Source organism: Luteibacter sp. HAY1-4A, from assembly GCF_056755355.1.
On record NZ_JBNDHZ010000014.1, the window covers coordinates 69,215 to 82,133 of the forward strand.

12 protein-coding genes are annotated in these 12,919 nt (G+C 65.7%); 3 read left to right on the forward strand and 9 right to left on the reverse strand.

Going from position 1 to position 12,919, the window contains the following annotated elements; genetic code table 11:
- Position 1: 1 nt before the first annotated feature.
- Together ACPYOD_RS06735 and pilH are read left to right on the forward strand one after the other, a co-directional pair.
- Positions 2 to 994 (forward strand): acrylyl-CoA reductase family protein, encoded by a 993-nt coding sequence (locus ACPYOD_RS06735; RefSeq protein ID WP_481300962.1) that lies wholly within the window; start codon positions 2 to 4, stop codon positions 992 to 994.
- Positions 995 to 1,157: 163 nt separating this feature from the next.
- Positions 1,158 to 1,523, forward strand: a complete 366-nt coding sequence (gene pilH / locus ACPYOD_RS06740) for a twitching motility response regulator PilH (RefSeq protein WP_481300963.1) — start codon at positions 1,158 to 1,160, stop codon at positions 1,521 to 1,523.
- 93 nt (positions 1,524 to 1,616) lie between these two features.
- Here the strand turns inward: pilH and ACPYOD_RS06745 are convergent, their stop codons facing one another.
- Both ACPYOD_RS06745 and ACPYOD_RS06750 read right to left on the reverse strand, forming a co-directional pair.
- Positions 1,617 to 2,522: a DnaJ C-terminal domain-containing protein gene (locus tag ACPYOD_RS06745; RefSeq protein ID WP_481300964.1), complete on the reverse strand. Its 906-nt coding sequence runs from the start codon at positions 2,520 to 2,522 to the stop codon at positions 1,617 to 1,619.
- Between the two features lie 89 nt (positions 2,523 to 2,611).
- On the reverse strand, positions 2,612 to 3,061 hold the full coding sequence (locus tag ACPYOD_RS06750) for an Hsp20/alpha crystallin family protein (RefSeq protein WP_481300965.1): 450 nt from the start codon (positions 3,059 to 3,061) through the stop codon (positions 2,612 to 2,614).
- A gap of 225 nt (positions 3,062 to 3,286) precedes the next feature.
- Between ACPYOD_RS06750 and ACPYOD_RS06755 the strand changes: the two genes are divergently transcribed.
- Complete coding sequence (locus ACPYOD_RS06755; RefSeq protein ID WP_481300966.1) at positions 3,287 to 3,769, forward strand: redoxin family protein; 483 nt, start codon at positions 3,287 to 3,289, stop codon at positions 3,767 to 3,769.
- Positions 3,770 to 3,810: 41 nt separating this feature from the next.
- Here the strand turns inward: ACPYOD_RS06755 and gyrA are convergent, their stop codons facing one another.
- From gyrA to ACPYOD_RS06790, 7 genes are all read right to left on the reverse strand, one after another.
- Positions 3,811 to 6,420, reverse strand: coding sequence for a DNA gyrase subunit A (gyrA, locus tag ACPYOD_RS06760; RefSeq protein WP_481300967.1), 2,610 nt, complete (start codon positions 6,418 to 6,420; stop codon positions 3,811 to 3,813).
- A gap of 138 nt (positions 6,421 to 6,558) precedes the next feature.
- Complete coding sequence (locus ACPYOD_RS06765) at positions 6,559 to 6,972, reverse strand: GtrA family protein (protein WP_481300968.1); 414 nt, start codon at positions 6,970 to 6,972, stop codon at positions 6,559 to 6,561.
- Entirely contained in the window at positions 6,969 to 7,982 is a 1,014-nt protein-coding gene (gene mtnA / locus ACPYOD_RS06770) for an S-methyl-5-thioribose-1-phosphate isomerase (protein ID WP_481300969.1), read from the reverse strand. Before mtnA ends, ACPYOD_RS06765 begins: the two co-directional genes overlap by 4 nt.
- Positions 7,983 to 8,005: 23 nt before the next feature.
- Complete coding sequence (locus tag ACPYOD_RS06775; RefSeq protein ID WP_481300970.1) at positions 8,006 to 8,497, reverse strand: DUF2165 family protein; 492 nt, start codon at positions 8,495 to 8,497, stop codon at positions 8,006 to 8,008.
- A complete protein-coding gene (locus ACPYOD_RS06780) occupies positions 8,494 to 9,561 on the reverse strand; it encodes a class III poly(R)-hydroxyalkanoic acid synthase subunit PhaC (protein WP_481300971.1) in 1,068 nt (355 codons plus the stop codon). Before ACPYOD_RS06780 ends, ACPYOD_RS06775 begins: the two co-directional genes overlap by 4 nt.
- Positions 9,558 to 10,385, reverse strand: a complete 828-nt coding sequence (locus ACPYOD_RS06785) for a poly(R)-hydroxyalkanoic acid synthase subunit PhaE (protein WP_481300972.1) — start codon at positions 10,383 to 10,385, stop codon at positions 9,558 to 9,560. Before ACPYOD_RS06785 ends, ACPYOD_RS06780 begins: the two co-directional genes overlap by 4 nt.
- Positions 10,386 to 10,421: 36 nt before the next feature.
- Complete coding sequence (locus ACPYOD_RS06790) at positions 10,422 to 12,782, reverse strand: glycoside hydrolase family 3 N-terminal domain-containing protein (RefSeq protein WP_481300973.1); 2,361 nt, start codon at positions 12,780 to 12,782, stop codon at positions 10,422 to 10,424.
- Positions 12,783 to 12,919: the final 137 nt, after the last annotated feature.

The following is a 12,919-nucleotide window of genomic DNA, read 5'->3' on the forward strand; positions in this document are numbered from 1 at the left end:
CATGACCACGTTTCGTGCCTTCCGCATCCACCAGGACGACGGCGGCTATCACGCCGGCATCGAAACCATGGCTACGGAAGACCTCTCGCCCGGCGACGTGCTGGTGCGGGCCGAGTGGTCGTCGGTGAACTACAAGGACGCGCTCGCGGGCACCGGCAAGGGCAAGATCTTGCGAAGCTTCCCGCTGAACGGCGGCATCGACGTGGCCGGCACCGTGGTCGCGTCCGCCGATCCGGCGTTCCGCGAGGGCGACAAGGTGCTTGCCACCGGCAGCGGCCTGTCCGAAACGCGTGACGGCGGCTACGGCGAGTACGTTCGCCTTCCTGCCGCCTGGACCGTTGCCCTGCCCGCCACGCTTACCATGCGTGAAGCGATGATCATCGGCACGGCCGGCTTCACCGCGGCCCTCGCCTTGTTGCGCATGACCGAGAACCGGCAGTCGCCCTCGCTCGGTCCCATCGCCATCACCGGGGCCACGGGCGGCGTGGGCATGCTCGGTATCGACATCTTCAGCCGCGCCGGTTACGAGGTGCATGCCATCAGCGGCAAGCCCCACCGGTTCGACTTCCTTCGCGGCATAGGCGCCAGCCAGTGCATCGATCGCCACGAACTCGCCTTCAGTGGCCGGCCCATGGATTCGGCCCGATTCGGTGGCCTGCTCGACAACGTAGGCGGCAAGACGCTCGCCGGCTTCCTCCCGCTGATCGCGCCCTACGGCAACGCGGCCATCTGCGGCCTCGCCGGCAGCCCCGAACTCGCCACCACCGTCATGCCTTTCATCATCCGGGGCGTCAGTGTGCTCGGCATCGCGTCCGCGGGGACGGCCCGCGACGTGCGCGACGAGGTCTGGCGCCGGCTCTCGGGCGACTGGAAGCCCCGCCACCTCGATACGATCTGCACGCGTGAGGTCGCGCTCGACGACGTGGCGACGGTATTCGACACCATGCTCGAAGGCGGCTCCTTCGGCCGCACGCTTGTCCGCATAAGCGGCTAGCCGTTCGCAGGTCCTTGCTCTGGCAGGTACTTATCGTGCCACCATTGAACAGCGCGCCATGCCCGGTAGAATGGCGCTTCGCCAGTGGCGCCACGCGCGACGTTTTTTCGTCACCGCGGTTCGCAATGAGAGAACACATCGGGCACGACCCGGGGGAAAGTGAATGGCTCGCATCCTGATCGTCGACGATTCGCCGTCGCAGTTGCTTGGAATCAAGCGCATCGTCGAGAAGCTGGGCCACGAGGCCATCACCGCCGAGGACGGCGCCCAGGGCGTCGAAGTGGCCAAGCGCGAGATTCCCGACCTCATCCTGATGGACGTGGTGATGCCGAACCTCAACGGTTTCCAGGCCACGCGCACCATCAGCAAGGAAGAGACGACCAAGCACATCCCCATCATCCTGGTGACCACGAAGGACCAGGACACCGACAAGGTGTGGGGCCTGCGCCAGGGTGCGAGGGCTTATGTGGTGAAGCCGATCAAGGAAGAGGAACTGGTCGCCGCGTTGAAGGAACATTTGCCGGGGTAAGGTTGTGGGAGCCGGCTACGCCGGCGATCCCGCGGCAGCGGGCAAGCTTGCCGCGAGCCCCATCGCCGCTGAAGCGGCTCCCACATGGCACGGTTAACCCCGCCGGGGGTCGAAATCCGCGAACGCGTCCTTGAACTCGGCGTAGGCTGCCTGCTCCTCGTGCGTCTCCGGCACCGGCACGCGTATTTCCAGCACCACGATCTGGTCGCCCGGTTCGGAACCCGGCAGGCCCCGGCCCTTCAGGCGCAGCTTGCGTCCCGACTGCGAACCCGGGGGAATACGCAGGTCCACGTGTCCACCAAGCGTCGGCACGGGCACCGTCGCACCGAGCGCCGCCTCCCAGGGCGTGATGGGCAGCACGTGCGTGACCGTGCGGCCGTCGAGGCGGAAGCGCGCGTCGTCGCGAATGCCTATTTCAAGGAGCAGGTCGCCGGACGGGCCACCGCCCATGCCCGGATGACCCTGCCCACCCAGTCGGATCGTCTGGCCGGAGGTAATGCCGGCGGGAATCTTCACTTCCAGCACGCGCTCGCCGCCCGAGGCGTCGTTGAGCACGACGCGCGTCTTGCCGCCGTAGTACGCGGTCGGCAGGTCGGTCTCGATCTTCGCCTGGATGTCGCGGCCGCGGCGCGCCTGCTGCTGGCCGCGCCCTCGCGCGCCACCGAACAGGCTCTCGAAGAAATCGCTGAAGTCGCCGCCACCGCGGCCGCCCATGTCGCCGAAGTCGAAGCCGCCGCCCTGCCCCCATCCCGGCGGCGGACGGAACTGTTCGCCCTGGCGGTAGCCGCCGGCGCGGAACTGATCGTAGGCACGGCGCTTTTCGGGGTCCTTCAAGGCCTCATTGGCCTCGTTGACCGCCTTGAACTTCTCCTCCGCGCCCGCTTCCTTGTTCTTGTCGGGGTGATACTTGCGGGCAAGCTTGCGGTACGCCGCCTTGATCTCGGCGTCGGTGGCGTCGGGCTTGACCCCTAATGTCTCGTAATAATCCTTGAACTCCACAGGCTCTCCCGGGCTTGTGTCGAAAATCCAAACGAAACGCCCGCGGTGGACGCATCCACCGCGGGCCAGACCTGCAAGCTTAGGCCGTTTTAGCCCGCAGCGTTAATCGCGATGCGACGCGGTGTGCTCTCCGCCTTCTTCGGAATGGCGATTTCCAGCACGCCGTTGCGGCCCGAAGCGGTAATGCCATCGGCGTCGGCGCTCTCCGGCAGCGTGAAGCTGCGCTTGAACGCGCCGGCCACGCGCTCCACGCGGCTGAACTTGCCTTCGGCCTCGCTGGTAAACGCCTTGCGCTCGCCCTTCATGCTGAGCACGTTCTTGTCCATCTGGATCTCGATGTCGGCAAGGTCCACACCCGGCACGTCGGCCAGGATCAGGAACCGGCCGGCTTCCTCGCGGATGTCCACGCGCGGCGCCCAGGCGCTTTCGGTGCTCGTGGGGGCGGCGATATCGCTGCCGAAGAAGTGATCGAAAACGCGGCTCACGTCGCCACCGAACAGCGGCGCACGGCGAAACGACACCTGACGAAGCTGGTTCATCTGTTTGACTCCCAAGAAGTTTTCCGGCCCCGTGGCCGTCTGGTTACCAACATATGAACGCCTTGGGGCTATTCAAGTGGGGTGCGTCCCGGGTTGCCGGGGCTTCAGGTCTGCGGCAAATGGCACCCTGCCGTCCAGGCCGGAAAGCGGCGATGTGGGAAGCGCGCTCGCGCGCGAACGGCCTTGCCGTAAACTCGGCCCTTTCCATGCCGACAAGGCTTTGCCATGACCATCGCCATAGGTGACACCCTTCCGGAAGCGACCCTCGCCGTCTTCGACGATGGCATCAAGACCGTGACGAGCACCGATGTACTCGGCCGCGGCAAGGTCGTGCTCTTCGCCGTGCCGGGGGCCTTCACACCCACCTGCTCGAACAAGCACCTGCCCGGTTTCACGAAGCACATGGAGGATTTCCGGGAGCGCGGGGTCACCGTGGCCTGCATGTCGGTGAACGATGCCTTCGTCATGCACGCCTGGGGCGAGTCACAGGGTGTGCCTGGCGACATGCTGATGCTCGCGGACGGCAATGCGACGTTCACCCGGGCACTCGGGCTGGAACTGGACGGTACGAAGAACGGCATGGGTATCCGCGCGAAGCGCTTCGCCCTGTATGCGGAAGACGGTGTGGTGAAGGCGCTGCATGTCGAGGCGCCCGGCGAGTTCCGCGTGTCGACGGCCGAAGCGATGCTGGAAGCGATCGACGCCTGATCGAGCAAAAAAAACCCCGCATTTCTGCGGGGTTTTCTTTTTTACTCTTCCGTCGGGCCGCTTTCGATCGGCGGCATGTCCGCCGCGGCTTCGCCGTCGGGCGTTTCGCCCTCGCCTTCCAGCTCTTCCTCGGCCTCGAGGCGAACGACGCCGATGAGCGTCTCTTCCTTCGGCAGCTTGATGAGCGTGACGCCCTGCGTGTTGCGGCTGAGCTGCGAGACTTCCGACACGCGGGTGCGCACCAGCGTGCCCTGGTCGGAGATCAGCATCAGCTGCTGCGTCTCGGTGACCTGCGTGGCGGCGACGAGATTGCCATTGCGCTCCGAGCACTGGATGGCGATGACGCCCTGCGTGCCGCGGCCCTTCTTCGGGAATTCCTCCAGCGCCGTGCGCTTGCCGTAACCGCGCGCCGTGGCGGTGAGGATGTCACCCTCGCCTGCGGCCACGATCAGCGACACGACCTCGGCGCCGTCGGTAAGACGCATGCCGCGCACACCCGTGGCGGTACGACCCATCGAACGGACGCTGCCTTCGTCGAAGCGCACCGACTTGCCGTTCGATGCGAAGAGCAGGATGTCACTCTCGCCCGCGGTCATGGCCACGTCGACCAGTGCATCACCCTCTTCGAGGTTGATGGCCGCCTTGCCCTTCTGCAGCTGGAACGCGAACTCGGTGAGCGGCGTCTTCTTCACCGTACCCTGCCGGGTGGCGAAGAACACGAAGCAGTTCGGATCGTAGTCGCGCACCGGAAGCAGTGCCTGCACCTTCTCGCCTTCCGCCAGCGGCAGCAGGTTCACGATGGGCTTGCCGCGCGCGCCGGGGCCCGCTTCGGGCATCTGGTAAACCTTGAGCCAGTACACGCGGCCGGTGCTGGTGAAGGTGAGCAGCGTGTCGTGGGTGTTCACCACCCACAGCTGCTGCACGACGTCTTCGTCCTTCAGCGCGGACGCCGAGCGTCCCTTGCCGCCGCGACGCTGCGCGCGATAGAGGCTGGCGGGCTGGCGCTTGATGTAGCCGGTGTGCGACAGCGTGACCACGACGTCTTCCGGCGCGATCAGGTCGAGGACGTTCAGGTCTTCCTGCGAGTGCTGGATTTCGGTGCGGCGGGCGTCGCCGTAGTCCGTGCGGATCTGCTCGAGCTCCTCGCGGATGACTTCGAGCAGGCGGTTCGGATTTTCCAGGATCTCGATGAGGCCACGGATGGTCTCGAGGATCTCGCGGTATTCGTCGGAAAGTTTTTCCTGCTCGAGGCCGGTAAGGCGATGCAGGCGCATCTGCAGGATTTCGGTAGCCTGGGACTCGGACAGCTGGTAGCCGTCGTCGCGCAGGCCATCGCGCGGATCCATGTCTTCCGGCCGCGAGGCCGCCGCGCCAGTGGCGGCAAGCAACGCCTTCACCAGGCCCGGCTCCCACCGGCGGGCGACCATGCGCTCGCGTGCCTCGGCCGCCGACGAGGACGTACGGATCAGCTCGATCATCTCGTCGATGTTCGCGAGCGCGACCGTGAGGCCTTCGAGGATGTGCGCGCGCTGGCGAGCCTTGCGCAGTTCGAAGATGGTGCGGCGGGTAACGACCTCGCGGCGATGGCGGATGAAGGCCTCGAGGATGTCCTTCAGGTTCAGCAGCTTCGGCTGACCGTCGAGCAGCGCCACCATGTTGATGCCGAAGGTGACCTGCAGCTGGGTCTGCTGGAACAGGTTGTTCAGCACCACGTCGGCCATGGCGTCGCGACGGATCTCGATGACCACGCGCATGCCGTCCTTGTCGGACTCGTCGCGCAGTTCGCTGATGCCCTCGATTTTCTTTTCCTTGACCAGCTCGGCGATCTTCTCGATGAGACGCGCCTTGTTCACCTGGTAAGGCAGCTCGTGGACGAGGATGGTCTCGCGGCCGTTGGCTTCCGTTTCGATCTCGGTGCGGGCGCGCACGAGGATGCGGCCACGGCCCGTGCGGTAGGCCTCGACGATGCCCGACGAGCCGTTGATGATGCCGGCCGTGGGGAAATCGGGACCCGGAATATGGGTCATGAGGTCGTCGACGCCGAGCGACGGGTCTTCGATCAAGGCCAGCGTGGCATTGATCACTTCCGTCATGTTGTGCGGCGGGATGTTCGTCGCCATGCCCACGGCGATACCGGCCGAACCGTTCACGAGAAGGTTCGGCACGCGGGTGGGCAGCACCAGCGGTTCGTGTTCGCTTTCGTCGTAGTTGGGCCCGAAATCGACGGTTTCCTTGTCGATGTCGGCCATCAGTTCGTGCGTGAGGCGCGCCATGCGCACCTCGGTGTATCGCATGGCCGCGGCGTTGTCGCCGTCGACCGAACCGAAGTTGCCCTGGCCGTCGACGAGCATGTAGCGCAGCGAGAACGGCTGCGCCATGCGGACGATGGTGTCGTAGACCGAGGCGTCGCCGTGTGGATGGTATTTACCGATGACGTCGCCGACCACGCGTGCCGACTTCTTGTAGGGCTTGTTCCAGGCATTGCCCAGTTCGTTCATGGCGAACAGGACGCGTCGATGCACCGGCTTAAGGCCGTCGCGAACATCGGGTAGTGCGCGCCCCACGATCACGCTCATGGCGTAATCGAGATAGCTCTGGCGCATCTCGTCTTCGATGTTGACGCGGATGACTTCTTTGGCGAGTTCTGCCATCAATCGGCTTCCTGGATGTCCGTGAAATACCCCCGCCGGCCGTGTGTTTCGCTCTCGCGACACGATGCCGACTCAACCCGTCGATGATAGCACACGGGGCGTGGAAAAGACAGCTAAAAACGGCGTAAATTCAATAACTTACACAGGGCTGTCGGCGTGGCGGAAAAGCACCGTCCGGGCCAGCAGGAAATTGGCGACGGAACCGGCCGCCGAACCGGCTGCGACGGCCACGGCGGGCCATGCGTGCAGGGCCGGAAACAGCTTGAAGGCGAGCACGTAAATAGCGTTGTTGACGATGGCGCCGAGCGCCATCAGGCCCATCCAGTGCAGCCATTCCGCGTGGCGCCCGCGGCCCGAATCGCGGTGCGCGAAGGTGTGCGTGCGGTTCCACCACCATGTCACGGTAGCCGCGCTCAGGAACGACACCACACGGGCCGTGTAGACGTTCCAGCCGGCCAGGGTCACCAGGCCCTGGGCGATGCCGGCGTCGACGGCCAGCCCAATGAGGCCGCCCACTGCGAACAGCGCGACCTCCCTGCGCAGCCGTGTCACGGAAAGAGGATCCGCATCTGCTCTTCGTCGGGTTTCAGGATGACGCCCCGCTCGGTCACGATCGCATCGATGAGTTCGGCTGGCGTGACATCGAACACCGGATTCCACGCTTCGGCGCCTTCGATGACCGTGCGCGTGCCGGAAACCGAGAGCAGTTCGGTCGCGTCGCGCAATTCGATCTCGATGTCCGCGCCCGTGGCCGTGGCCATGTCCACGGTGGTGGACGGCGCCACCACCATGAACTTCACGCCGTGATGGCGCGCGGCGATGGCGAGCTGGTAGGTGCCGATCTTGTTCGCGGTGTCGCCGTTGGCGGCGATCCGGTCCGCGCCCACGATGACCCATTTGATCTTGCCTTCCTTCATCAGGTGCGAGGCGGCGGAATCGGCGATGAGGCGGGCCGGGATGCCGTCGCGCACCAGCTCCCACATGGTGAGCCTGGCGCCCTGCTGCCAGGGACGCGTCTCGCCGGCGTACACCTGCTCGATCTGCCCGGAAGCCACGCCGGCGCGGATCACGCCGAGCGCCGTGCCGTAACCGGCGGTGGCGAGCGAGCCGGTGTTGCAATGGGTGAGCACGTGGGAACCCGCTTCGATCAGGGCAGCGCCCAGTTCGCCCATGTGCCGGTTTGCCGCGAGGTCCTCGTCCTGGATGGCCTGCGCTTCGCGCTCCAGTTCCGCGGGACCGGCGCCTTCGCTCACCAGCCGGTTCATGCGGTCGAGCGCCCACATGAGGTTTACCGCCGTGGGGCGTGCCGCGCACAGGGTGGCCATGGCCGAAGCCAGGTCTTCGCCGTGCAGCGCCGCCAACACGACGCCCCACGCCGCCGCGATACCGATCGCCGGCGCACCGCGCACCGCGAGATCGCGGATGGCACGGGTGACGTCATCGGACGAGGTGCAGTCGATCCAGGTTTCTTCCGCCGGAAGGCGGCGCTGGTCGAGCAGGCGAAGGCGGTCGCCATGCCATTGCACGGCGCGGATGGAATCATGGGAAGCGTTGGCGTTCATTTGCGGATTATCGCACGCCGCTTCTACAGGTCGCGGTCCGGCTGATTCAGGAAGATCAGCACGCCCAGCAGGGGCATGTAGAACCTGAATGCACCTTCCTGCCCGTTCCATATCTTCGATTGCCACATGGCGAACCACTCGCCACCGACCACCATGAAGCCGAAGAACCAGAGCAGGAAGCCCACGGTGCAGCCGGCGATGGCCCAGCGCTTGGCGGCCTGGAAGGCATCGGGGCGGGCATACCGCGCCTGCCACAGGACGATCGCGCCTACCAGCAGCAACACGGCCGTGGCCGCCTCGCCCGCGATGATCAACGCATACCCCGCGTGCCACGCCCACGGAGCAGTGATCGCGCGATCGAGCAAGGCATTGCCCGGGAACGTCGTGTCCATCGACAGCACATGCCGCACGAACGCGAAGTTCGAGCCATAGTCGATGAGGTTGTCGTACGCCACCACCGCGGCGAACGCGGCAAGCGCCAGCACCATCGCGATCTTGGCGAGGCGCGCGGTCAACGGTCGGCCAGCCACGCGTGGATGGCCGGCGGCACCTGCTTCTGCGCACGGCCGGAGACGTAGATGCCGATGTGTCCGCCCTTGAACGCCAGCGCGGTGTAGTCCTTGCTGCCTACCAGGTCACCCAGCGGCGTAGACGCGGCAGGCGGAACCAGATGGTCCTGCTCCGCATAGATGTTCAACACGGGCTGCGTGATGCGGCCCAGGTCGACGCGACGTTTGCCGATGTGCACTTCGCCCTTCATCAACAGGTTCTTCTGGAAGAAATCCCTGGCGAACTCGCGGAACGTCTCACCTGCCTGGTCCGGCGAATCGAAAATCCATTTTTCCATGCGCAGGAAGTTCTCCACTTCCTTGGGATTGTCGAGGATGTCGACCAGGCCCAGGTACTTCTGCTGGTTCAAGCGCAATGGTTTGAGCGTGAGGTAGGCGAAATTCATCACGTCCGCCGGCACGTTGCCCATCGTGTCCACGAACAGGTCGATGTCCACGTTGCGCGCCCAGTGCGAGAGCATGTTGTCCGGTGTGTGGAAATCCACCGGCGTGACCATGGTGATGAGGTTGCGCACCTTCTCCGGATGCAGCGCGGCGTAACACAGCGAGAACACGCCGCCCTGGCAGATGCCGAGCAGGTTCACGGCGTCGACGCCGTGGCGTTCGCGCAGCACGTCGATGCAACGATCGAGATAGCCGTCGATATAGTCCTCGAGCGTCAACCAGCGATCCGAGCCATCGGGGTATCCCCAGTCCACGAGGTACACGTCTTCGCCCTGCTCCAGCAGGTTCCGCACCATCGAGCGGTCTTCCTGCAGGTCGATCATCCACGGCGTGTTCACCAGCGCGTAGCAGATCAGGAGCGGCGTGCGCGAGGTCGGCGGCTTCTCGCCCTTGAAGTGCCACAGGGTGAGTTTGTCTTCGCGATGGACGGCCTCGCGCGGCGTGGTGCCGAGTTCGATCGGACCAACGTTCTTCAGCGTGGCCAGGCCTGCCTCGAGCTTGCGCTGGAAGGCTTCGACCTCGGCGCGCGCGCGTTCCGGGTCGATCTGGAACGGATGGTCGTTCATGACTTGCGCACCTTCGGCTTCGCGGCGCGTTTCGCTGCCGGCTTTGCAGCCGGCTTTCCGGCACCGCGCAAGGCAGCCACTTCGGCCTTCAAGGCCGCCACTTCGGCAGCGAGGCCCTGCACCTGGCGAAGCTCGCGGCGCGCCGCCTGCAAGCGCTCGCCCAGGCTGTCCACTTCCTTGCGCGTGGGCATGCCCGCCTGCACGGCCACGCGCTCCACCTGCTTCTGCTGGAGCAACTTCAGGCGCATCTGCGCATTGACCAGCGCGGCGTACACCTCGCGGAACTCGTCCGAGAGTGCCGCTTCGCCGTAGCTTTCCTCGGCCAGGTTCACCCAGCGGTCGTACAGCGAACGCAACGACTCGGCGTCCGTGGGCGCGCCCTGTTCGCGCAGCGTCGCGTTCGCCCGTTCGTGCACGCCTTGCAGCAGGGACTGGTAGCGCTGGTAATGACCGAGGTAGTCGATCCACGCACGGACCAGCGCCTGCTGCTCTTCCTGTTGCTCGCGGGTGATACCGAAGGCTGGCATGGCCAATACGTCATTAGCGGCACGCACCCACTCGTCGATATTCGGCGGCACGCCCTGGCCGTGGCCGAAGGGAGGCATGCCGGCGGCGAACGGCGCACCCGGGGTCTCGCCACCCAACATCGTGCGCATCCAATCGCCATAGCCGCCCAGCCCGGCGAACAGCCGCGCCGCGATATCCGGCGACGGTGCGGCCTGGGCGGGCCCGGCCTTCGGGTCGAACTGGCGCGACCACGCCTCCAGGCCCTGGCGAACCCAGGCCTGGTACTGGTCGATGAAATCCTGCGGCTTCTCAGACATGACGACATCGTACCTTGTGAGAACCGCCGGAACGACCTAGGGCGCGATGTCGAACGTCGCCTGCTGGTCGGCCTTCGAGCTGCCGCCGACCCACACCGTATAGCGGGTGGGTTCCACCACCTCTTCGCTCCGGGCGTTCCAGAACGAGAGCTCGGGGAAGCCGAGCTGGAATGTCACGCGGCGGGACTCGCCGGGCTTCAGCGCGACGCGCTGGAATCCCTGGAGGCTACGAACGGGTTGCGCCACGCTGGCACCGAGGTTGCGCACATACAGCTGCACGACTTCCGTGCCGGCGCGGGCGCCGGTGTTTTTCACCGTGGCGGTCACCGTCACCAGGTTCTTCGCGCGCGGATCGTTCGCCTCGCTCAGGGACAAGCGGTTGCGCGACACCTGGACGTCCGAATAACCGAAGGTGGTGTACGACAGGCCGTGGCCGAAAGGGTAAAGCGCGTCGTTCGGTACATCGATGTAGCGGGATACGAACGTGGAGTCGCGCCCCGGCGGCTTGCCGAGGTCGGCGCCGAACGGCGGGCGTCCGGTCGGGAACTGGTTGTAGTACAGCGGCTCCTGCCCTTCGGCGTAAGGGAAGCTCATGGTGAGCTTGCCGCTCGGCGCGACATCGCCGAAGAGCACGTTGGCTACTGCATTCCCCGCCTCGGTGCCGGGGAACCACACCGCCATGATCGAGGCCACATGGCGGTCGGCCCAATCCAGCACCAACGGGCGTCCGGAGAAGACGAGCAGCACGACCGGCTTGCCGGTAGCCACGATCTGCTCCAGCAGCTTTTGCTGATTGCCGGGCAGGTCCAGGTGTGCGCGTGAACCGGCTTCGCCGCTCATCCGTGAGGATTCGCCCAACGCCATCACCACCACATCGGCCTGCTCGGCCGCACGTTTCGCCTCGGCGAAACCAGCGTCGGAGTCTGTTTCCACATCGGTGCCCTCGGCGTAGATCAGTTCGCCGCCCTGCGCCTTCATCCGCGCCGCGAGGCCACCGCGCAGCGTCACCACATCGGGGAAATGCTGCGCGCCGCCCCAGGCGCCCTGCATTTCTCCCGCGGCGTCCGCCAGGGGTCCGATGAGCGCCAGCTTCTTCACACGGCGGTCGAGCGGCAGCACAGGCGCCAAACCGTTTCCGCCGTTTTTCAACAGCACGAACGATTCCTCGGCCGCACGCCGCACAAGCGGACGATGCGCTTCGACGGCCTCGGTCACTTCGGTACCGCGGGCGTAGGGATGTTCGAACAGCCCCAATGCGAACTTCACGCGCAGCACGCGCCGCACTGCCTCGTCCACGGTAGCCATGGACAGCTTGCCTTCCTCCAGCAGCTTCGGAACCTGCGTGTCGTAGTAGTGGCTCATCATGTCCACTTCCACACCGGCCTGCAGGGCCTGCCGCGTCGCGGACGCGGCATCCAGCGCCACGCCGTGGTTGGTCAACTCCATCACCGCGGTGTAATCGCTCACCACGAAACCGTTGAAGCCCCATTCCTTGCGGAGGATGTCGGTCATCAAATACGCATTGGCCGTGGCCGGTACGCCGTTTAGCGCATTGAAGGCACTCATCATCGTGGCCGCACCGGCTTCCACCGCGGCGCGGTACGGCGGCAAGTACACCTGGCGCAACCGGATGTCCGACATGTCGGTGGTGTTGTACTCACGCCCCGCTTCGGCGGCGCCGTAGGCGGCGAAATGCTTCACGGAAGCCGCCACGCTTTCCGGGCCGGCGAGGTCCCTGCCCTGGTAGCCACGGATGTACGCACGCGCCATGGCAGAGCCGAGGTAAGCATCTTCGCCCGCACCTTCCGTCGAACGGCCCCAGCGCGCATCGCGCGAGATGTCGACCATGGGCGAATAGAACCACTTCACGCCGCCCGTCGTGGCTTCGGACGCGGACATGCGCGACACCTCTTCCACCAGCGCCGGGTCCCACGTCGCCGAAAGACCCAGCGGCACCGGATAGATGGTGCGGTAGCCATGGATGATGTCGGCGCCGAAAAGGAGCGGAATGCCGAGCCGGCTCTTCAACGCTGCCTCCTGGTAACGCCGCGTGGTTTTCGCACCCACCACGTTGAGCATCGAACCCAGCTCGCCCTTCCGTGCCAGTGCCATCACGTCGACGTGCGTGCGCGTTTCCGGATTGACCGCGACAGCGGCGCCATCCGCCCCGGAGGCACCGTCCGACCCGTACTGCACCAGCTGCCCGATCTTCTCGGCCAACGTCATGCGCGCCAGCAGCGCGTCCACCTTCCGCTCGATCTCCGGCGACGCCAGCTGCGCGTTCGCTGCAGGAACGACGGTCACCTCGGCGGCAGCCACGCCGCCTGCGGCCATGGCGAGTGACATGGCGAGGAACAGCGCCCGGGGACGCAGGAGGAAAAGGGACGAAGCGCGCATGCGGGTTCCGGAACGTGAACAAACCCCAAATGTAAACGTTTACACAGGGCCGCGTAAACCTGCTGCGACCGAAGCAGAAGCACACCGCGGCGGTGGGCGGGAGGTGTCGGGCTGCGCCCTGTCTCTTATACACATCT

Bases quoted from the DNA above. Each gene is read 5' to 3' on its own strand.
- gyrA (WP_481300967.1), bottom strand. From the start codon at position 6,420: ATGGCAGAACTCGCCAAAGAAGTCATCCGCGTCAACATCGAAGACGAG.
- ACPYOD_RS06750 (WP_481300965.1), bottom strand. From the start codon at position 3,061: ATGAACCAGCTTCGTCAGGTGTCGTTTCGCCGTGCGCCGCTGTTCGGT.
- ACPYOD_RS06790 (WP_481300973.1), bottom strand. From the start codon at position 12,782: ATGCGCGCTTCGTCCCTTTTCCTCCTGCGTCCCCGGGCGCTGTTCCTC.
- ACPYOD_RS06755 (WP_481300966.1), top strand. From the start codon at position 3,287: ATGACCATCGCCATAGGTGACACCCTTCCGGAAGCGACCCTCGCCGTC.
- ACPYOD_RS06785 (WP_481300972.1), bottom strand. From the start codon at position 10,385: ATGTCTGAGAAGCCGCAGGATTTCATCGACCAGTACCAGGCCTGGGTT.
- mtnA (WP_481300969.1), bottom strand. From the start codon at position 7,982: ATGAACGCCAACGCTTCCCATGATTCCATCCGCGCCGTGCAATGGCAT.
- ACPYOD_RS06780 (WP_481300971.1), bottom strand. From the start codon at position 9,561: ATGAACGACCATCCGTTCCAGATCGACCCGGAACGCGCGCGCGCCGAG.
- ACPYOD_RS06735 (WP_481300962.1), top strand. From the start codon at position 2: ATGACCACGTTTCGTGCCTTCCGCATCCACCAGGACGACGGCGGCTAT.
- pilH (WP_481300963.1), top strand. From the start codon at position 1,158: ATGGCTCGCATCCTGATCGTCGACGATTCGCCGTCGCAGTTGCTTGGA.